The following is an 18,802-nucleotide window of genomic DNA, read 5'->3' as shown; positions in this document are numbered from 1 at the left end:
ATGCCACAGGTTAACCCTAACCCAGTGATGGCTTTGCATTTCGTTAAGAAGCTGTTAATCTTTTCCGGTGCGCGTATAAGTTGTTGGAAAGTTGTAAGGAGTACTAAATGAGGTCCGCTGCCGAACGGACGATCGTGGCCAGCGGACGAAGTCTGGATCTGGTCGATCAGGTAGACTATCGCGTTGCGACGACACCGGCGCAAAAGGAAGAGATCTACAATCTTCGCTACCGGGCCTATCTTCGCGAGGGGGCCATCAAGGCCTCGGCCGACGAACGCGTGGTCGATCAATTCGAGGATGCTCCCAACGCCTGGACGTTCGGCGTCTATTTCGACGGAGAACTCTATAGTTCGATCCGCATCAGCGTGCTGACGTCGGAATGGCGGATGTCGCCGTCGGTCGAGCTTTTCGGAGATGTTCTTCATCCGCGGCTGGACAAGGGGGAAATCTTCATCGATTCCACCCGGTTCGTCGCTGACCCCGACAAGGCGAGAAATTTTCCGGAACTTCCCTATGTGACGGTCAGGCTGGGTTCGATGGCCGGGGTTTACTTCCACGCCGACTACGGGCTGGCCATCGTTCGTCCCGAGCATCAGGCGTTCTACCGCCGGGTGTTTCTGCAGGAAACCTGGTGTGAGCCGCGATTGTACCCGGGTCTCGTGAAGCCGGTCGGATTGATGGCGGCACATTTGCCGACGGTGCGTGAGCGGGTCCTGGCCCGGTATCCGTTTCTGCGTTCGAGCGCTTTCGAGCGGCGGATGCTGTTCGAACGCGCCGGCGAGCATCAATCGCCGCCGGCGGACGTCTCCCCGTCCGAGCGCACCTCGCTGGTCCCGCAGTCCTGCCGCGTCGGCAGCTAGAACCCGACCCGGCTTCGCGGAGTCAGAGGCGGCCGGGACCGGTTCCCGTCCGTTGCGCGTGCTTCCGCGCCCCCCGGTCGATCGGACTGGATGCCCTGCCGGCTGAAAAGCAGGTGATCGCGGCCGTGCCCCCCGGCACCCTTCACCGTCGCGCCACATTTACAAATCATTAACTATCCCGGTTGCTTTTCGCGGTTTGCCGGCATTTGATCCGATCCGGCAACTCGTCATCAAGGTTGACGGAACGTTCGCTTAACCATCGCCCTGTAGACCGGATTACAGTTGGAAAACGTGAGCGCGGAGGCTCCGGAATGATACATCAGATGCGCATCCTGCAGGGATTGAAGCTGGCCGCGGTGCTCGCGGTGGCGCTGTCGATGGGCGCCTGCGCCAACAAGAACCCGCTTGGCGCCGACGGCGCGATGGCGAGCGCGGCGACGCCGGGCAGCCAGCAGGATTTCGTGGTCAATGTCGGCGACCGCGTCTTCTTCGAAAGCGACCAGACCGAATTGTCGCCGCAGGCGATCGCCACCCTGGAAAAGCAGGCGCGCTGGCTGCAGAGCTATAACCGCTACGCCTTCACCATCGAGGGCCACGCCGACGAGCGCGGCACCCGTGAATACAACATCGCGCTCGGCGCGCGGCGCGCCCAGTCGGTTCGCACCTTCCTTGCCTCGCGCGGCATCGAGGCGAGCCGGATGCGAACCATCTCCTACGGCAAGGAACGCCCGGTCGCGGTCTGCAACGACATCTCGTGCTGGTCGCAGAACCGCCGCGCCGTCACGGTGTTGAACGCCAGCTCCTGAAAGCACTGGCTTGTCGCAAAGTCCTTCCGGCGCCCATTGGGCGCCGGTTTCGTTTTGGCGGGTGCTCTGCCGGCCGTTTGTTTCAGTCACAATTCTGGCGTACTCCCTCTCTCAAGGTGTTTCGCTTTGCAACGCCCTTGCTTTCGATGTCACGCCGATCTCGTCAGGCCAAAATGTCATCCAGAATTCATGGAATTACCCGCGCCGTGGCGATTGCCGCGATGCTTGCGCTGTCGTCATCCGCTTGGGCGCAGCAGTCCGATGATGCCGATGCGGAGTTGCGAATCCAGCAGTTGGAGAATCGGCTGCGCCAGCTCACCGGCCAGAACGAGGAGCTGCAGTACCGCAACCGGCAGCTCGAGGAGCGGCTGAGGGCGCTGCAGGGCGGTGCCCAGGCAGCCCCCGGCGGACCGCCCGCCGCAGCCCCGCCCAGTATCGCTGCGCAGCCTGCTCTGGCACCGCTCCGGCAGCCCCAGATCCAGCCGGGTCCGCAGATCGCAGCACCCGCGCCGATCGTCCAGGAGCCCGCGCAGGGCGTGCCGCAGGGGCCGGGCCGTCGCCGTGGCGATGCCTTCGACCCCAGCCAGAATCCCAATGCTCCGGGCGCCCCGCAGGCGCTCGGCGGCGGCCAGCTGCCGATCCCTGCCGAGGGCCCGGTCGGCGCTCCCGGCGGCCGTGGGGCAGGGGAGCCGCTCGATCTCGCCAACACCGGAGGGCCACGCAATCCGGCCGCCGCCGTGCCACCGCAGGCGCGAACTCCTGGCGCGGGGGCCGGACTGACCACCCTGCCGCCGTCGGCGACCCCGAAGGACGAGTTCGACCTCGGCATCGGCTATATGCAGCGCAAGGACTATGCGCTGGCCGAAGAGACCATGCGCAGCTTCGCGCAGAAATACCCCGGCGATCCCCTGATGGCGGACTCGCAGTACTGGCTCGGCGAGAGTTTCTTCCAGCGCCAGCTCTACCGCGACGCCGCGGAGTCCTTCCTCGCGGTGACCACCAAATTCGATAAATCGGGCAAGGCCCCGGACGCCCTGCTGCGGCTTGGCCAGTCGCTGGCGGCCCTGAAGGAGAAGGAAGCCGCCTGTGCGGCGCTCGGCGAGGTGACGCGAAAATACCCCCGCGCCTCGAGCGGCGTCAAAACGGCAGTGGACCGCGAGCAGAAGCGGAATAAGTGCTAACCTCGGTTGCTCGGGTCTGCCATCAGACCTCGATATCAGCCAGCGGCGCCATGCCCGACGACGACAACGATCCGATTTCGGTGAGGGACGCGAAGCTGCTGTTCGCGGACTGGAAGACTGCACCGGCACTTCTGCTCGCGGTTTCCGGCGGTCCCGATTCAATCGCCCTGATGTGGCTTGCGGCGCGCTGGCGCCGCGCGCTGACGCGTGGTCCGCGGTTGGTTGCCGTCACGGTCGATCATGGCCTGCGTGCCGAGGCCGCCGCCGAGGCGCGTGAGGTGAAACGGCTGGCGCGCACGCTCGAAATGGAGCATCGCACGCTGCACTGGAGCGGTCCGAAGCCTGTGGCCGGATTGCCGGCCGCGGCACGATCGGCGCGCTACCGCCTGCTGGCGAAGGCGGCGCGGCAGAGCGGCGCCACCCACATCCTCACCGCCCATACCCGTGACGATCAGGCCGAAACGCTGCTGATGCGCCTGCTGCGCGGCAGTGGCATCGCCGGCCTTTCGGCCATGGCGCGGCAATCGGAGCGCGATGGCGTGTGGTTGGCGCGCCCCTTTCTGGACGTTTCGAAATCGCGGCTGATCGTCACGCTCGAGAAGGCGAAGGTCGGCTTTGCCGACGATCCGACCAACCGCGACCCGCACTTCACCCGTCCGCGGCTGCGCGCCCTGATGCCCGCGCTCGCCGCCGAGGGCGGCGATCCGCGCAATCTGGCGCGGCTGGCCGCCCGGCTGGCCCGGGCCAACGCCGCGGTGGAAGTACTGACCGATGGCGCCGAGCGCTATCTCGCGCTGAGGGATCGCGACGCCCCGGGTTCCCCCTTCGCCGCCGAATCGTCCGAGGCCGAATCTCTCGACGTCCGGTCTTTTGATGCCAAGGCGTTCGCCGCCATGCCGGAGGAAATCCGGCTTCGGCTGCTGAAGCGCGCCATCGACCGTTTCGGTCATGAGGGACCGGCGGAACTCGGCAAGGTCGAAGCCCTGCTGGCGGCGTTGGACCGGGCCATGGCAGAACGGCCCGGACTTGGCCGACAGAGGCTGAAACAGACCCTTGCCGGTGCGCTGGTCGGCCTGACCGGCGGCCGGATTCGCGTCGAACCGGCGCCCGCCCGCCGTCGCCGGACGGAATGACGTCCGGATCGAGCCCGTGCTGGCGGTCGTATGGGGCCGATGGAGTCTTAACCACCTCGGAAAACACCGGTTTCACCGCCATTATTTGAGCGGGAATCCGGCTTACATGCGTTAAATAGTCCTGCCTGGTTCCCTTGGCATCGACCGGGGCGACACCTAGATTGGAGTGTAGCGGACTTGGGGATTCCTTGGAGATTCCCGGGTGCCGGCCTCAAGAACACCACCCAAGGACATAAGGCCGCGATCCGCGCGACCACGAAGGAAGATCGATGAACGCCAATCTGCGCAATTTCGCCCTCTGGGTTATTATTGTTTTGCTGTTGTTGGCACTGTTTACGCTCTTCCAGAATCCTGGTCAGCGCGCAGCCTCGCAGGAAATCACGTTCTCGCAGCTGTTGAGCGAGGTCGATCAGAACAAGGTTCGCGACGTCGTCATCCAGGGGCCGGATATCCACGGCACCTTCACCAACGGCTCGGCCTTCCAGACCTATGCGCCGAACGACCCGACGCTGGTCAAGCGCCTGTATGATGCCAAGGTGAATGTCAGCGCGAAGCCGCCCGGCGACAACGTGCCGTGGTTCGTGTCGCTTCTGGTTTCGTGGCTGCCATTCATCGCGCTGATCGGCGTCTGGGTCTTCCTGTCGCGACAGATGCAGGGCGGCGCCGGCAAGGCGATGGGCTTCGGCAAGTCGCGCGCCAAGATGCTGACCGAGGCGCATGGCCGCGTCACCTTCGAGGACGTCGCCGGCGTCGACGAGGCCAAGCAGGACCTGCAGGAAATCGTCGAATTCCTGCGCGACCCCGGCAAATATCAACGGCTGGGCGGACGGATTCCGCACGGCGTGCTGCTGGTCGGCCCTCCCGGCACCGGCAAGACCTTGATCGCGCGCGCGGTGGCGGGCGAAGCCAACGTGCCGTTCTTCACCATCTCGGGTTCGGACTTCGTCGAAATGTTCGTCGGCGTCGGCGCCTCCCGTGTCCGTGACATGTTCGAACAGGCCAAGAAGAACGCGCCCTGCATCATCTTCATCGACGAAATCGACGCGGTCGGTCGCCATCGCGGCGCCGGTCTCGGCGGCGGCAATGACGAGCGCGAGCAGACCCTGAACCAGTTGCTGGTCGAGATGGACGGCTTCGAAGCCAACGAGGGCGTGATCCTGATCGCGGCGACCAACCGGCCGGACGTGCTCGATCCCGCGCTGCTGCGCCCGGGCCGTTTCGACCGCCAGGTGGTGGTGCCCAATCCGGACGTCGTCGGCCGCGAACAGATCCTCAAGGTTCACGTCCGCAAGGTGCCGCTGGCGCCGGATATCAACCTGAAGACCATCGCCCGCGGCACGCCCGGTTTCTCCGGCGCCGACCTGATGAACCTCGTCAACGAAGCGGCCCTCACCGCCGCGCGCCGCAACAAGCGCATGGTGACCCAGGCCGAGTTCGAAGAGGCCAAGGACAAGGTCATGATGGGCGCCGAGCGCAAGTCGCTGGTGATGACCGAAGAAGAGAAGATGCTGACCGCCTACCACGAGGGCGGCCACGCCATCGTCGGGCTCAACGTGATTGCGACCGATCCGATCCACAAGGCCACGATCATTCCGCGCGGCCGTGCGCTCGGCATGGTGATGCAGCTGCCCGAGCGCGACAAGCTGTCGATGTCGCTCGAGCAGATGACCTCGCGGCTGGCCATCATGATGGGCGGACGCGTGGCGGAAGAACTGATCTTCGGCCGCGAGAAGGTCACGTCAGGCGCTTCGTCCGACATCGAGCAGGCCACGAGGCTGGCGCGGATGATGGTGACGCGCTGGGGCCTGTCGGAAGAACTCGGCACCGTGTCCTACGGCGAGAACCAGGACGAGGTGTTCCTCGGCATGTCGGTATCGCGGACCCAGAACGCTTCGGAAGCCACGGTTCAGAAGATCGACACCGAGATCCGGCGCTTCGTCGAAGAGGGCTACAAGGAAGCGACCCGCATTCTCACCGAGAAGCGCGCCGACCTCGAAGCCCTGGCCAAGGGCCTGCTCGAATTCGAAACCCTGAGCGGCGACGAAATTCAGGACCTGCTCAAGGGCAAGAAGCCGAACCGCGAGTCGGTGCTGGAGCCGACCACGCCGCGCACCTCGGCGGTACCGCCGGCCGGCAAGCCGCGCCCGCGTCCCGATCCGGACGCCGGCCTGGAGCCGCAGCCGCAGGCGTAATGCGGCGTGGCTGCCATCGTTGATTTGGAAACGGGCGCATCATGCGCCCGTTTTCTTGTGTGAATGCTCGCGTCGTGGGGGGGCTCGTCATGCCCGTCGTTGAATGCGATGTCCCGCCCGGTGAGGAGCTCTGCCGAAATCCCTCAACGAGTCGTCCCGGCCTCCGAGCCGGGACCCATACTCCGTGCCGGTGCGATTGGAATACGGTGTTGAGGCATCTGTGCGAGGCGATAGGCCGGTGGCGATGGCCCCGGCCCGGAGCCGGAACGACAGGGTAATTCTCATCACCACCGCCCCAAACCTTAAGATTTCTTAACGGCTGTCTGCCTATTGGTGGAGAGCGCGCGCGTCGCGAAGGTTTGCGGCGTGCGCAAGGGAGCTCGCATGGCCACGCCCGTATCCGTTCCGACAACTCCCGGCGAGCACCGCGCGATCCCCCCGGCGCTGCTGAACGTCTGCTTTGCGCTGGCCGTCATCAACCTCTCGTTTTTCCCGACCGCGTATCTGGCCCACTGGTGGATCACCGATTCCGCCGGACTGGGCATCCCGACCGATTTCGTCAACGTCTGGGCCGCGGGCCGGCTGGCGCTGGACGGTCATCCCGCTCAGGCCTGGGACTGGAATATTCAAAAGCAGGTCGAAGTGGCACTGCTCGGCCAGGATTTTACCGGCTATTTCGCCTGGCATTATCCGCCGCCCTTCCTGTTCATCGCCTCCCTGCTGGCGCATTTCCCCTACGCCGTCGCGTTCATCGGCTGGGCGCTGCTGAGCCTCGTGCCTTATCTCGCCATGATGCGCGCGATCGTCGGGCGTCCCTTTGGCCTGTTGCTGGCGGTGGCGGTGCCGATGGCGTTCAACAATGTGCTGGTCGGCCAGAATGGGTTTCTCACCGCGGCCCTGATCGGCGGCACGCTTTACCTGATGCCGGTGCGGCCGATGCTTTCCGGCATCTGCCTTGGGCTGCTCAGCTACAAGCCGCAATACGGTTTGCTGTTTCCGCTGGTGCTGATCGCGGCGTCGCAATGGACGGTGTTCTTCACCGCCGCTGTTGTGACAGTGGTGATGGCCGTCGCATCGTGGCTCGCCTTCGGCACCGAGAGCTGGCAGGCGTTCTTCCACTGGATGCCGATGTTTTCGCAGGCCTTCCTCACCGAAGGCAAGGCGCCGTGGTGGAAGATGCAGAGCCTGTTCGCGCTGGTGCGCACCTTCGGCGGCACCGAACAACTGGCCTGGATCTTCCACTGGATCTTCGCAGGTGCCGTGGCGGTGGTGCTGGCGCTGATGTGGCGGAGCCGCGTGCGCTACGCCGTTAAGGCCGCCGCATTGGCGACCGGCACCTTGCTGACCACGCCCTATCTCTTCATGTACGACATGATGGTGCTGGCGATACCGGTCGCTTTCCTGGTCCGCATCGGGCTTTCGAGCGGCTTTCTCGCCTGGGAGCTTCCGGCGTTGGCCTGCGCGCTGGCCATGATCGCGGGCTTCATCCTCACCGGCGTGCCACTCGGCTTCGGCGCCACGCTGATCGTGGCCGGTCTCGTGCTGCGTCGTGCCAGCCTGTGGAGGCGGCCCGAGCCGGCGCCCTCGATGGTGTCGGCCGCCACCTGAGCTGGACACGCGCTGCCGGCGCCTCCGCCACCATCTGAATCCCGATATTTGTCGCTTGTCATCAGCCCTGAATAGTTGTTCAGTTCTTCAAAGCGGTTTGTGCCAAACTGCTCAAAACAACTGAAGACGCACGCGTTTTGCCGGGCCCGGTTTGGCCGGCAGGGCGCCCGGGACGAGAAACGCGCCATGGTCTATCGGCGAACCCATCAGGTGGTGAAGCGGCTGGCGGCGCGGCGCAGCGCCATCCTGGCGGCGGCGCGGGATGCCGCCGCCGAGGGCGGCATGGCCGCGGTGCAGATCGCGCCGGTGGCGATCCGCGCCAATGTCGCGGCCGGTACCGTCTATCGCTACTTCCCCTCCAAGGCGGATCTGATCTCCGAACTGATCGCCGACGTCTCGCGCGACGAACTGGCGGCGATCCGCCGCGCCGCGGACGCGGCTCCCGGCCCGTCGTCGGCGTTGGCCGCCGCCGTCACCACGGTGGCGGTGCACGTGCTGTCGCAGCGCAAGCTCGCCTGGGGCATTTTGGCCGAGCCGGTCGATGTCGACGTCACCGCGTCCCGGCTCGTCAACCGACGCGAGATCGCCGGCGAGATAGCGAGCCGGATCGACGCCGCCGTTCGCGCCGGGCATCTGCCGGCGCAGGACACCGCACTCGCCGCCACCGCACTGCTCGGCGCGCTGCATGAATCGCTGGTCGGGCCGCTGGCGCCGGACAATTCAGATGATTCCGGAAAGCTGCGCGACGCCGTTCAAACCGTGACGCTGCTGGCGCTGCGCGCCGTCGGCGTGATGGACGCCCGCGCCCGCGGCCTCGTGGTGCAGGCGGTACTGCCGGCGAAGGCGCTGGTCGGGGCTTAAGCAAAATCGCAGGAATCGTAGGGTGGGCAAAGGCGCGCTTGCGCCGTGCCCACCATCTTCGTGCAACGCATGTGATTGGTGGGCACGGCGCGAAGAGCGCGCCTTTGCCCACCCTACGGACCATGGATGACCCGACGGGCAAATCACTTCGGTTTATCGGAAATCGTGTCAAGCCCTCCGCACAAAAATATTTCGCTTAACACGTCGGGCAAATCACCTTTACTGATTCGCCCGTCTCACCCGAACGAGGGACGTTGCGCAGGTCACGAACGCGCGGTGGGATGCGATGGACGCGACAGCGTCGGGCGCGCAGTTGCAGCCGCAGGGCGAGATGAACCTCGTGAGCGGCATGCGGCGCGCAGACCGACGGCGCTGCCAACTATCCTCGCTGGAACTGGCCGGGACGCACGAGGACCGGCGAGAGCTCTGGCAGGATGGGCGCGGACGGCGAAATGGTGTGGTCCTGACGCCCCAAGGCTGGCGTCAAGTCGTGTGGAGATGCATCCGGCTCAACCGGGTCGAGATGCATCGTCAATCCGCACGGCGACGGTGGCAAAAGTGCAGGGCTCACCGGGGAGATCACCTATAAGCCGTAAGCCATCGTGCAGGGAAAGCCGGATGATCCGGTTCACCTGTGGTCCACTCGTGCGCCTGTTGTGCGTACGACCGCGGGTGCAATCGGCGCCCGGCTTTCCCTGCGCCCTTCTTTCTTTCGAAGGGTGAAACTGCTGGCATACCTCGGGCACATCGCGCCGCGAGAATGCGGACGTGTATTTGGAATGTATCGACGTCATTGCGAGGAGCTCTTGCGACGAAGCAATCCAGCTTTCTTCTTTTGCTGTTGAAAAGAAAGCTGGATTGCTTCGCTTCGCTCGCAATGACGTTGATGGATTGGGGAGCACGCCGCTCGCACAAACACCGCTGTCATCGCCCGGCGCAGACCGGGCGACCCAGTATTCCAGAGAAGTCAACGATAGGGCCGAGAAGCCGCGGCGTACTGGATCGCCCGGCCAAGCCGGGCGACGACAAGTTGTGACAGAATCACATATCCGCGTCGCCGTCCGGGCCGACCGAGGCGATACGCAGCATGTTGGTGGTGCCGGGCGAACGGAGCGGCACACCGGCCACGATGATGACGCGCTGGCCGGCCCTGGCAAAACCGTCTCGAAACGCAATCGAGCCGGCGCGGCTGACCATGTCGTCGAGATCCTGCGCGTCTTCGGCGACCACGCAATGCACGCCCCACACCAGCGACAGCTTGCGCCCGGTCGCCAGATTCGGCGTGATCGCGACCACCGGCGGCTTCGGCCGCTCGCGCGCGACCCGCAGCGCGGTCGAGCCCGAACTGGTCCAGCAGATGATCGCCGACAGGTCCAGCGTTTCGGCGATCTGCCGCGCGGCATCGGCGATGGCGTCGCCGATGGTCGGCTCCGGCTCGGCGCGCTGCGCGTTGAGCACACCGCGATAGGTCGGGTCGCGCTCCACTTCCTCGCCGATCCGGTTCATGGTCGAGACCGCCTCGACCGGAAACTTGCCGGCCGCCGATTCCGCCGACAGCATGATGGCATCGGCGCCTTCGTAGACCGCGGTGGCGACGTCGGAGACCTCGGCGCGGGTCGGCACCGGACTCTGGATCATCGATTCCAGCATTTGCGTTGCCACCACCACCGGCTTGCCGGCGCGCCGCGCCATCCGGGTCATCTGCTTCTGCAGGCTCGGCACCCGCTCCAGCGGCAGTTCGACGCCGAGATCGCCGCGCGCCACCATCAGCGCGTCGGAGGCCTCGATGATCTCGGGCAGCCGGTCGATCGCCTGCGGCTTTTCGATTTTCGCCATCACGGCGGCGCGACCGCGGATCATTTTCTTGGCTTCGAGAACGTCTTCGGCGCGCTGCACGAAGGACAGCGCGACCCAGTCGATTCCGGTCACCAGCGCGGCGTCGAGGTCGGCGCGATCCTTCGGCGTCATCGCCGAGACCGGCAGATCGGTGTCGGGCAGGCTGACGCCCTTGCGGTCCGACATCCTGCCGCCGATCACGACGCGGGTGACCGCGCGTTCCGGCGAGGTTTCTTCGGCGATCAGGCGGACCTTGCCGTCATCGAGCAGCAGCGCATGGCCCGGCCGCAGCGCGGCCAGAATTTCCGGATGCGGAAGGTGGACGCGAGTGTTGTCGCCCGGGGCCTTGCTGGAATCGAGCACGAAGCTTTCGCCGTTCTTGAGCTGGATCGCGCCTTCGGCGAACGATCCCAGGCGAAGTTTCGGGCCCTGCAGATCGACCAGGATGCCGATCGGGCGGCCATAGCTGCTCTCGACATTGCGAATGGTCTTGACCAGTTCGCGCATGGTGCCGTGCGAGGTGTGGCTCATGTTGATGCGGAACAGGTCGGCGCCGGCCTCGAACAGCTTGCGGATCATCGCGCTGTCGGAAGAGGCGGGGCCGAGCGTTGCCAGGATCTTGATGCGGCGAAGGCGTCTCATTGTTTTCTTCCAGGGGCCGGCGGCAGACCAGGCGCGCCCGGAGGCGGCCCGCCCGGCGAATTCGGCATCCCTTGAAAACCACCGGGGCCGCCGGGGCCAACCGTTCCCGGCATCCCCGGCAAGCGCGGCGCAGGGGTTTCGTTGGATTCGGTCAGTTGCACGGTCCAGGCGCGCTGCTCGCCGGTGTCGACCTCGAAGAAGCCGGTGCGGTCAAATCCGCGCGCCAGGCAATTTTCGGTGCCCTTGATGGTGAATTCCTTGTCGCGCGAACACATGAATGCCTGTCCCGACCACTCGCCGCCGCGGTCGTAATCGAGCGCGTAGATATAATAGAAGCGTGCGACAAGCGTGCCGCGCAGCAGGGTTTCGCAGCTACGGGAGGACACGTTCCACCAGCCTTCGGTGGTCCAGCCCTCGGCATCCTTGTAACCGAGCGCAATGCCGACCCGGCTGGAGGTGTTGTTGCAGAGACGAAAGTCCGCCGCGGCCGAACCGTTCCACAGGCATGTCACCGCAAGCACCAGCGCCGGGATCAGACCGGCGGTCAGGCGAGCGGGAAGGGAATGCCGACGGTGGGAATCGCTTGCGATCATTTAGTGAAGCTATATCAGTTCCTTGATGATTTCGCGTAGGCCATCGGCAGCTGTCAACGCCGGCCGCGGCCGTTTTGGGCAAGAGGGCCGAAATTCGGCCTCGAGGCCCCGCTTTGCGCTGCGATATGGTAAAATCTGTGACAACTCCCACCTTATGACAATATCACCCCGGGGAAGAGACGCGGCCATGGCCATCGACGACAAAACCACAACGGAACTCGAGGCGGCGGCCTTTCGACGCCTGGTCGAGCATCTGCGCGGGCGCACCGACGTCCAGAACATCGACCTGATGAATCTGGCGGGTTTCTGCCGCAACTGCCTGTCGAACTGGCTGAAGGAAGAAGCCGACGCCAAGGGCGTGGCCATGACCAGGGACGAAAGCCGCGAGGCGGTCTACGGCATGCCCTACGAGACCTGGAAGGCGACCCATCAGGGCCCGGCCACACCAGAGCAACTCGCTGCGATGAAAAAGAGCCATAGCGGGCACTAATCCGTTTTCAACGTCGAGTCCGTGTTCCATTCGTCGTCATGGCCGGGACAAGCCCGGGCATGACGAGTTTCGACTACCGTCTTTCTCCTGTGGGCGCGCTGTGGATGAGCGCGATGTTGCCTTGACGCAAGGCACCGCACTCTTGAGGGTCATTCTCAGAATGCGGTGCGTGGAAAGCGTGCGGCGCTCTCTCACACCTCAACATCAGTTCATTCAGGAGTACCCGATGGCCACCCCAGCCGCTGCCGTCCAGGACGAGCCCGCGACCAAATTCGCCAAAGATCAGCTCAAGGCCATCATCGAGCGCATCGAACGGCTGGAAGAGGAAAAGAAGACCATCGCCGACGATATCCGCGACGTCTATGCCGAGGCCAAGGGCAACGGCTTCGACGTCAAGGCGCTGCGCACCATCGTGCGCATGCGCAAGCAGGACGCCAATGAGCGGGCGGAAGAAGAAACCATCCTGGAAACCTACCTGCAGGCGCTGGGAATGCTGTGAGGCGCTAACGCGCCTCTATCGTCGTCCCCGCGAACGCGGGGACCCATAATCCGCGGCTCTCATAATTGCAGAAGGTCTCCGACGCCGTGCTCCAACGACAGGGCACGGTGTATGGGTCCTCGCGTTCGCGAGGACGACACCGAATGTATTGAAGCAGTTGACGTTCGATTGCGCCAGCAAGCGCTCAGCGCAGCGCGGCGGTTCGCATCACGAACGACTGCGTCGCCAGCCTGGCGGTGGCCGATCCGGTAAAGCGGTCGCAGATCAATCCCGGCTGCGGATCGTCCGAGAAGCTCATCGCGACGATGGCCTGCGGCTTGACGAAATGGGCGCGCATCACGGTCATGTCGGAATCGCCGAGCACGGTCGCGGACATCGAGGTGCTGGCGCTTGGCGCCAGGATCATGACTCGCATCCAGACATCATTGCCCCTGGAAGCGGCAAGTCGCGTCGCGGTCGCAACCACGCTCGGTTGACCCTGCGGTCCCTTGGCGACCACCGTATCGATCGTCGGGGCGAGCAGCGGGTTACGGGCCGGGCGGGCGCTGCGGGGGATCGGCGCGCTGGCTGCGACGATATTGGCGCGGTCGACCGGCGATGAGGCTGCCGGCGCGTAAGCCAGCGCCTTCTTGAAGGCTTCGGTGACGCTGGCGGTCGCTTGCGGATCGGCTGAATTGACGGCGTTGCGGGCACTGATGGCGGCGATCTGCGCCGGAGTGGCCTGTTTCGGCGCCGCATCCCAGAAGCCGCGGGCATTGATGATGTCGGCCGGCGTTTGCAGCCTTGCTTCGCCCTTGTCAGCCGATGCGGCCTGCTTCGGCTTTGCGGGCTGCGCGATCTGGGCGTCGGCCGAGGCCAGCTGGAACGTCGAACCGACAGGCTTTGCGCGCGGCATCGGAACCGGGTCGGCGGGTTTGGCGGGAGCGGCCGCGGCCATCACGCTAACAGGCGAGGGCTTGCCGCGAGCGGCGGGGGCGACGGGAGCGCCTTCGTCTTCCTCGTCGTTCGACTTGCTCCGGAACAGGGAGGCGAACAGGCCGGGCTTGCCCTTGCTCGAGACCTCGTCGCCGGTCCCGCGCTTTTCGATGTCGGCCAGTGCCAGCTCATAGCCCTTGAGCGGTTTGCCGTTGGAAGGAACATGTACGGTGCGGCCGTCGGGAAACACCCGGGCCAGCTGGTCGTGGTTCATCCGCGGCCAGTGCCGGATGCTGCCGGTATCGAGATGGACGAACGGCGATCCGGAAGTTGGATAGAATCCGACGCCGCCGCGCTGCAGGCGAAGCCCGGCGGTGCGGACCTGCTCGAGCGGCACTTCCGGAATGAAGAAATCGATGGCGTGGCCGAGTACGTGCTGGCTGTTGCGGGCCACTCCCGAGGAGCGGCGGCGGAGCATCGAGTTGGTGGCGGGGGAGCGGTAGGAGGAGATGATGTTGATGGGCTTCTTGCCGTCGACGTCGCGGTAGACTTCCCAGAGGATGTCGAACAGCCGACGGTCCATCGTGGTCTGTTCCTGGCTGCGCCAGTCGCGGAGGAAGTGGTTGAGTTTCTTCAGCGCTTCTTCGTCATAGCGCCCGTCGCGCTTGAAGGTGACGGTGAGAGCTTCATCGGAATGGGTGTGGTGGAACGAGAGGGTGCGGGTTTCGTTGAGCGCGGTCGCGTCCTGGACTGCGCCGGCGCCGGCCAGCAACAGCAAGCATGTCAGGCCGGCGTGACAGCCGGCTTTCGGGAGCGACAGCGAGTTGAATTGGCGTGCGAAACCAGACAGCACGTATGAGCCCACCCAGAGGACAACCGAACGAGGAACTCTTTCGCTACCCCATGTGGCGAAAGATGGTTAATGCAGACTTAACACTGGGTGGGTTATTTGAGATTTTAGTCCCACCCCCCAAGTAGGCATAACCTAACCCGTCGAGTGTGGCGAAAAAGTGCCCGCTGCTTAAATCGGGATGGAGAATGGTTAACGTAAACGATCTCGCCCATCAGACGAGATCGTTGATATTGTTTCAGAATTTACTCAAACCGGCCGAATCCGGCAATTAACGGGTGATCACCCGTCGCTGCTGCTGGCGGCCGACGGGGGCGGGGGGTGTCGCCGGTCCGCCGAACAGCCGCTCGAAGAACGAAGGGCCGGAATTGTCGTTGAAGGCAACGTTGGAGGGCAACGACGAGCCGTTCGGCCGGCCGTAGCTGGGATTGGCGTGGGCGACGACGTTCTCCAGATCCCGGCTGCCGGAGTTCTTGAGCAGCGGCATCATCTTGGCATCGCGGCCGTAGACATCCTTGCGGAATTGCAGCTTGCCGGCGTCGTCCACGAACGCGGTCTGGTAGGTGATGTGGACCGGGACCGGCGTCGGGAAATTGATGTTCGTCTCGCCGCGGCCATACATGCCGCGGATTTTTTCCGCGGTGTATTTCTCGTTCGGAAGCACGATGTTGAGCAGGGTCGCGCCGTACTGATCCGGATTTTGCACCCGCATGCAGCCATGGCTGAAGGCGCGCTCGTCCTTGGCGAACAGGTGCTTGTCCGGGGTGTCGTGCTGATAGACCAGGAACTTGTTCGGGAAGTTGAAACGGATGCGGCCAAGCGCATTGGCTTCGCCGGGCGGCTGCGAAATGCGGATGCTGCCGTCACGAGCGCGTTCCATCTTCAGGCCCATGCGTTGCAGCACGGTCGGATCCTGCTGCAGCGCCGGCAGGTATTCGTTGTAGATGATCGACGGCGGCACGTTCCAGGTCGGATTGACCGTGATGAACTTCATCGTTTCGGTCAGCATCGGCGTGGCGTGGTTGCCCGGCTTGCCGGTCACCACACGGGTGGTCCAGACCTCACCGCCACCCTGCATCACCTTGAGCGTGAAGTCGGGCACATTGAGGATCACATAGGCGTTGTTGAGCGCCGGCGCGCCGAGCTGGCGCGGCAGCCAGCGCAGACGCTCCATGTTGAGGATCACGGTGTCGATCTGGCGGTCGCGCTTCGGGCTGTTGATGGCCTTGACGGTCCTGTCGTCGAGCACGCCGGTCGGCTTGATGTCGGCGCCTTCCTGGAACTTGCGCACGGCTGCGGCGACCTTGGCGTCGTATTTGGTGTCATCGGGGTTCTCGGTGACGCCGAGCTTGGCACGCAGTTGCGGCACCCGCGGATCTTCCGGCGTGACCGCCGGCTGTTTCTTGGTGGCGGCCTTGAATGCGAGCGGCGGGCCTTCGGCGATCTGCATCACCGGTCCTTCGCCCTGACCGCGCAGCTCGGCCAGCTTGGCCTTCAAATTCTTGTAAAGCTTGTGGGGGGGATTGTAGCTCTCGAGCGCGGCCGACGCGTCCTTGGCGGTCGTGACATTGGCCAGCACTTCGGCGGGGTCGGTCGGGTGTTCGGGATAGAGGATGTCGTACGAGACCTGCGACCAGTGCATTCGGCTGCTCTGCGCCTGGCGCGCATAGTCCAGCATGCTGGCTGTCAGTTTCAGTTCGGCTTCCGCGAGCGCATCGGGCGTTGCCGCCGCGGTGAAATCCGGCACCGGATAATCGGCAGCGTTCAGGCCCTCGGCGGCGGCATCCTTGAGCCGCGCGATGACGCCCCTGGCGCTGGTGGTTGCTGTGCCGCTTTGGGTCCACAGCGGGGCAAATTCGCGTGCCGCATAAAACTTCTCGACCGCGGCCCGTTCGCCCTTGCGATCGAAATAGCGCGATGCCTTCGCGCCCATCAGTTCACGAAGCTTGTCGGCGACGGGCTGGTCTGCCGCCGGGACATTGCTCGCGGCCTTGACCGGCTCGGGAGCCGGCGCTGCGGTGGCAGCCGTCGGAGGTGCGGCGGCGGGCGCGGTGACGACATCGGCAGGTTTGGGCTCGGCGGCTTTCTCCGTCGGCGTTCCGGCCGCGGTCCTGGGCTCCGTCGCCTTCGCCGCGTCGGGCAGCGTCGCGGTGGAATCCAGCTTGAAATCGCTGGCGGTCGGGGGTGGCACGTTGGCGGGTTCGGGACGCGGGATCGCCGCTTCGATCGCGAGTTCGGCGGCGCTGCTGCGGGCCGGACCGGCCTGCGCGAATGCCGAGGTCGCGGACACCGTGAGGAAGGTCGCCGCGACAGCCATCAGCACGCGGTCATATCCAGCACGGTTGGTCGAACGGTCACGCATCGTCACACCCCTTGGGCGAAACTGCCCCGGCATTGGAACAGTTCTTGATAAATCCGGTACGGTAGTCGTTCCGTACAGCTTCGCTAAAGCGCCGGCCTTGTTGTTCGGAAGCAACATTCAGCAACGACATTGGTTCGTTTCTGAACGCATTCCGGATCTCTCCAGTGTTGCTACGCCTGCACGCAACGATTCATACGCAGACGGTACATGCGCCCCCTTGAAGCGGCCAGCGCCACGCGGGGCAACTCACGAGAAACTGACTTCAAATCACCCCATTGGCAACGAATTGCGCGCTTTTGCCACGCTCTTTGCCTTTTGTCTGTTACCGCCAAGCAACGGTTCAAATGTTCCGGAACAGCGATGTCGGCGGTCTTGGCATCGCGGACACCGCATCGCCACAATCCGACTCCCGTTCAGCTTGCCTCGTCCGCGCTGCCGGATGCCGGATCGTCCGCGGCAGCCTCGTCGAGCTTGCGGTAGAGCGTCGAGCGGCCGATTTTCAATCGACGCGCCACCTCGGACATCTGGCCGCGGTAATGCGAGATTGCGAACCGGATGATCTCGCTTTCCATCTCCTCGAGCGGGCGCATTTCGCCTGCGCTGGTCAGCATCGCCAGGGTCCCGGCCGACGGCAAGGGAACGATTGGTATTTCATTACCGGGGATCATCGTAGGCACGGTCGAATGAAAGGCGGGGCCGACGATCAGGGGCTCGGCATGCTGGTTGTGCCCGTCGGGTGCGGAGGCGGACTGCGCCGCGCTTACCGGAAAATCGGCCAGCCCGAGCTGGTCGTGGTCGCTCATGACGACGGCGCGATAGACCGCATTCTCGAGCTGACGGATATTGCCGGGCCACTCCAGTTGCGACAGGTGCGCCATCGCCTCGCCGCTGATGCCGGTGATCGGGCGGTTTTCCTCGGCGCAGAACCTCGCCAGGAAATGCCGCAGCAGATGCGGGATGTCCTCGCGCCGCATCCGCAACGGCGGAATCGTCAGCGGCAGCACATGCAGGCGATAGAACAGGTCCTCGCGAAACTTGCCGTTCTTGACGTGGTCGAGCAGCTTGCGGTTGGTGGCCGAAATGATGCGGACGTCGACCTTGACGGGCTTGCGTCCCCCGACCGCCTCGACGGTGCCTTCCTGCAGCGCGCGCAGCAGCTTGACCTGCGCCGCCAGCGGCAACTCGCCGACTTCGTCGAGAAACAGGGTGCCGCCGGAGGCTTCGACGAATTTGCCCAGATGGCGTTCGGTGGCGCCGGTGAAGGCGCCCTTCTCGTGGCCGAACAGAATCGACTCCACGAGATTGTCGGGGATCGCGCCGCAATTGACGGCGACGAACGGCTTGGCCTTGCGTTCGCCGCTGCCGTGGATGGCGCGCGCGAATAATTCCTTGCCGACGCCGGATTCGCCTTCGATCAGCACCGGAATGGTCGAGGCGGCGGCCTTCTGCGCGGTGCGCAGCACGCCGGCCATGGTTTCGCTGCGGGTGACGACATCGGCAAACGTCAGCCGGCCTTCCTTGGCGTGGCGGATGCGCTGCAGTTCGCCCTTCAGCGCGCTGGCGTTGAGTGCGTTGCGCAAGCTGACCTGCAGCCGCTCGACACCGACCGGCTTGACTACGAAGTCCTGGGCGCCGGCGCGCATCGCCGACACCACATTGTCGATGCCGCCATGGGCGGTCTGCACGATGACGGGGATGTTGAGGCCGGCTTCGCGGATCTTGGCCAGCACGCCCATGCCGTCGAGGCCGGGCATGACAAGATCGAGCACCACCGCGTCGATGGCCTGCGCGTCCGCCGCGGTAAGTGCGGCGATGGCGGCATCGCCGCTGTCGACGACAACCGTCTCATAGCCGCATTTCTGCACCATGTTTTCGACCAGACGGCGGGCTACCGCATCGTCATCGGCAATCAAAATGGTCGCAGCCATGGCATTCCCCGCGAGTTACTCTGTCTCGAATCGGGGCACTCTCGCC

At 64.8% G+C, this 18,802-nt stretch carries 14 protein-coding genes; 9 read left to right on the top strand and 5 right to left on the bottom strand.

The features are described 5' to 3' along the window. The first annotated feature begins 107 nt into the window (after nucleotides 1-107). The 7 genes from Q7U29_RS06355 (at nucleotide 108) to Q7U29_RS06325 (ending at nucleotide 8,641) form a co-directional block, all read left to right on the top strand. A complete protein-coding gene (locus Q7U29_RS06355; RefSeq protein WP_304739613.1) occupies nucleotides 108-860 on the top strand; it encodes a hypothetical protein in 753 nt (250 codons plus the stop codon). Nucleotides 861-1,171: 311 nt separating this feature from the next. Further along, nucleotides 1,172-1,666 (top strand): peptidoglycan-associated lipoprotein Pal, encoded by a 495-nt coding sequence (gene pal / locus Q7U29_RS06350; RefSeq protein WP_304739611.1) that lies wholly within the window; start codon nucleotides 1,172-1,174, stop codon nucleotides 1,664-1,666. 173 nt (nucleotides 1,667-1,839) lie between these two features. Beyond that, the gene (gene ybgF / locus Q7U29_RS06345; protein WP_304739609.1) at nucleotides 1,840-2,847 is read left to right on the top strand and encodes a tol-pal system protein YbgF; all 1,008 of its coding nucleotides are present in this window, start codon (nucleotides 1,840-1,842) and stop codon (nucleotides 2,845-2,847) included. Nucleotides 2,848-2,897: 50 nt separating this feature from the next. Beyond that, nucleotides 2,898-3,980, top strand: a complete 1,083-nt coding sequence (gene tilS, locus Q7U29_RS06340; RefSeq protein ID WP_304739651.1) for a tRNA lysidine(34) synthetase TilS — start codon at nucleotides 2,898-2,900, stop codon at nucleotides 3,978-3,980. Between the two features lie 269 nt (nucleotides 3,981-4,249). Then, nucleotides 4,250-6,172, top strand: coding sequence for an ATP-dependent zinc metalloprotease FtsH (ftsH, locus tag Q7U29_RS06335; RefSeq protein ID WP_304739608.1), 1,923 nt, complete (start codon nucleotides 4,250-4,252; stop codon nucleotides 6,170-6,172). Nucleotides 6,173-6,556: 384 nt separating this feature from the next. Next, on the top strand, nucleotides 6,557-7,780 hold the full coding sequence (locus Q7U29_RS06330; protein WP_304739606.1) for a glycosyltransferase family 87 protein: 1,224 nt from the start codon (nucleotides 6,557-6,559) through the stop codon (nucleotides 7,778-7,780). 186 nt (nucleotides 7,781-7,966) lie between these two features. Then, the gene (locus Q7U29_RS06325) at nucleotides 7,967-8,641 is read left to right on the top strand and encodes a TetR/AcrR family transcriptional regulator (RefSeq protein ID WP_304739604.1); all 675 of its coding nucleotides are present in this window, start codon (nucleotides 7,967-7,969) and stop codon (nucleotides 8,639-8,641) included. A gap of 1,041 nt (nucleotides 8,642-9,682) precedes the next feature. Here the strand turns inward: Q7U29_RS06325 and pyk are convergent. Continuing rightward, the gene (gene pyk / locus Q7U29_RS06320) at nucleotides 9,683-11,119 is read right to left on the bottom strand and encodes a pyruvate kinase (RefSeq protein WP_304739602.1); all 1,437 of its coding nucleotides are present in this window, start codon (nucleotides 11,117-11,119) and stop codon (nucleotides 9,683-9,685) included. Beyond that, nucleotides 11,116-11,712, bottom strand: a complete 597-nt coding sequence (locus Q7U29_RS06315; RefSeq protein WP_304739600.1) for a DUF1036 domain-containing protein — start codon at nucleotides 11,710-11,712, stop codon at nucleotides 11,116-11,118. The genes pyk and Q7U29_RS06315 overlap by 4 nt, the downstream gene beginning before the upstream one ends. A gap of 187 nt (nucleotides 11,713-11,899) precedes the next feature. On the opposite strand from Q7U29_RS06315, the gene Q7U29_RS06310 reads away from it, so the two are divergent. Then, nucleotides 11,900-12,202 carry a DUF1244 domain-containing protein gene (locus Q7U29_RS06310; RefSeq protein WP_304739598.1) on the top strand — a complete coding sequence of 101 codons (303 nt, stop codon included), beginning with the start codon at nucleotides 11,900-11,902 and terminating at the stop codon, nucleotides 12,200-12,202. Between the two features lie 226 nt (nucleotides 12,203-12,428). Continuing rightward, a complete protein-coding gene (locus Q7U29_RS06305) occupies nucleotides 12,429-12,701 on the top strand; it encodes a DUF2312 domain-containing protein (RefSeq protein ID WP_304739596.1) in 273 nt (90 codons plus the stop codon). Nucleotides 12,702-12,885: 184 nt separating this feature from the next. On the opposite strand, the gene Q7U29_RS06300 is transcribed toward Q7U29_RS06305, so the two are convergent. The 3 genes from Q7U29_RS06300 to Q7U29_RS06290 all read right to left on the bottom strand — a co-directional run bounded on the left by Q7U29_RS06300 (nucleotide 12,886) and on the right by Q7U29_RS06290 (nucleotide 18,756). Beyond that, complete coding sequence (locus Q7U29_RS06300; RefSeq protein WP_304739594.1) at nucleotides 12,886-14,469, bottom strand: DUF882 domain-containing protein; 1,584 nt, start codon at nucleotides 14,467-14,469, stop codon at nucleotides 12,886-12,888. A gap of 268 nt (nucleotides 14,470-14,737) precedes the next feature. Next, nucleotides 14,738-16,828, bottom strand: a complete 2,091-nt coding sequence (locus tag Q7U29_RS06295) for a murein L,D-transpeptidase (RefSeq protein WP_304739592.1) — start codon at nucleotides 16,826-16,828, stop codon at nucleotides 14,738-14,740. 413 nt (nucleotides 16,829-17,241) lie between these two features. Continuing rightward, entirely contained in the window at nucleotides 17,242-18,756 is a 1,515-nt protein-coding gene (locus Q7U29_RS06290; RefSeq protein ID WP_304739590.1) for a sigma-54 dependent transcriptional regulator, read from the bottom strand. Nucleotides 18,757-18,802: the final 46 nt, after the last annotated feature.

Source organism: Bradyrhizobium sp., assembly GCF_030654605.1.
Lineage (GTDB): Bacteria > Pseudomonadota > Alphaproteobacteria > Rhizobiales > Xanthobacteraceae > Bradyrhizobium.
This window is presented reverse-complemented; position numbering and strand designations above follow the sequence as displayed.

Coding starts and splice junctions, on each gene's coding strand:
- tilS (WP_304739651.1), top strand. CDS start 2,898: ATGCCCGACGACGACAACGATCCGATTTCGGTGAGGGACGCGAAGCTG.
- pyk (WP_304739602.1), bottom strand. CDS start 11,119: ATGAGACGCCTTCGCCGCATCAAGATCCTGGCAACGCTCGGCCCCGCC.
- Q7U29_RS06330 (WP_304739606.1), top strand. CDS start 6,557: ATGGCCACGCCCGTATCCGTTCCGACAACTCCCGGCGAGCACCGCGCG.
- ftsH (WP_304739608.1), top strand. CDS start 4,250: ATGAACGCCAATCTGCGCAATTTCGCCCTCTGGGTTATTATTGTTTTG.
- Q7U29_RS06290 (WP_304739590.1), bottom strand. CDS start 18,756: ATGGCTGCGACCATTTTGATTGCCGATGACGATGCGGTAGCCCGCCGT.
- Q7U29_RS06310 (WP_304739598.1), top strand. CDS start 11,900: ATGGCCATCGACGACAAAACCACAACGGAACTCGAGGCGGCGGCCTTT.
- Q7U29_RS06295 (WP_304739592.1), bottom strand. CDS start 16,828: ATGCGTGACCGTTCGACCAACCGTGCTGGATATGACCGCGTGCTGATG.
- ybgF (WP_304739609.1), top strand. CDS start 1,840: ATGTCATCCAGAATTCATGGAATTACCCGCGCCGTGGCGATTGCCGCG.
- Q7U29_RS06305 (WP_304739596.1), top strand. CDS start 12,429: ATGGCCACCCCAGCCGCTGCCGTCCAGGACGAGCCCGCGACCAAATTC.
- pal (WP_304739611.1), top strand. CDS start 1,172: ATGATACATCAGATGCGCATCCTGCAGGGATTGAAGCTGGCCGCGGTG.
- Q7U29_RS06315 (WP_304739600.1), bottom strand. CDS start 11,712: ATGATCGCAAGCGATTCCCACCGTCGGCATTCCCTTCCCGCTCGCCTG.
- Q7U29_RS06325 (WP_304739604.1), top strand. CDS start 7,967: ATGGTCTATCGGCGAACCCATCAGGTGGTGAAGCGGCTGGCGGCGCGG.
- Q7U29_RS06355 (WP_304739613.1), top strand. CDS start 108: ATGAGGTCCGCTGCCGAACGGACGATCGTGGCCAGCGGACGAAGTCTG.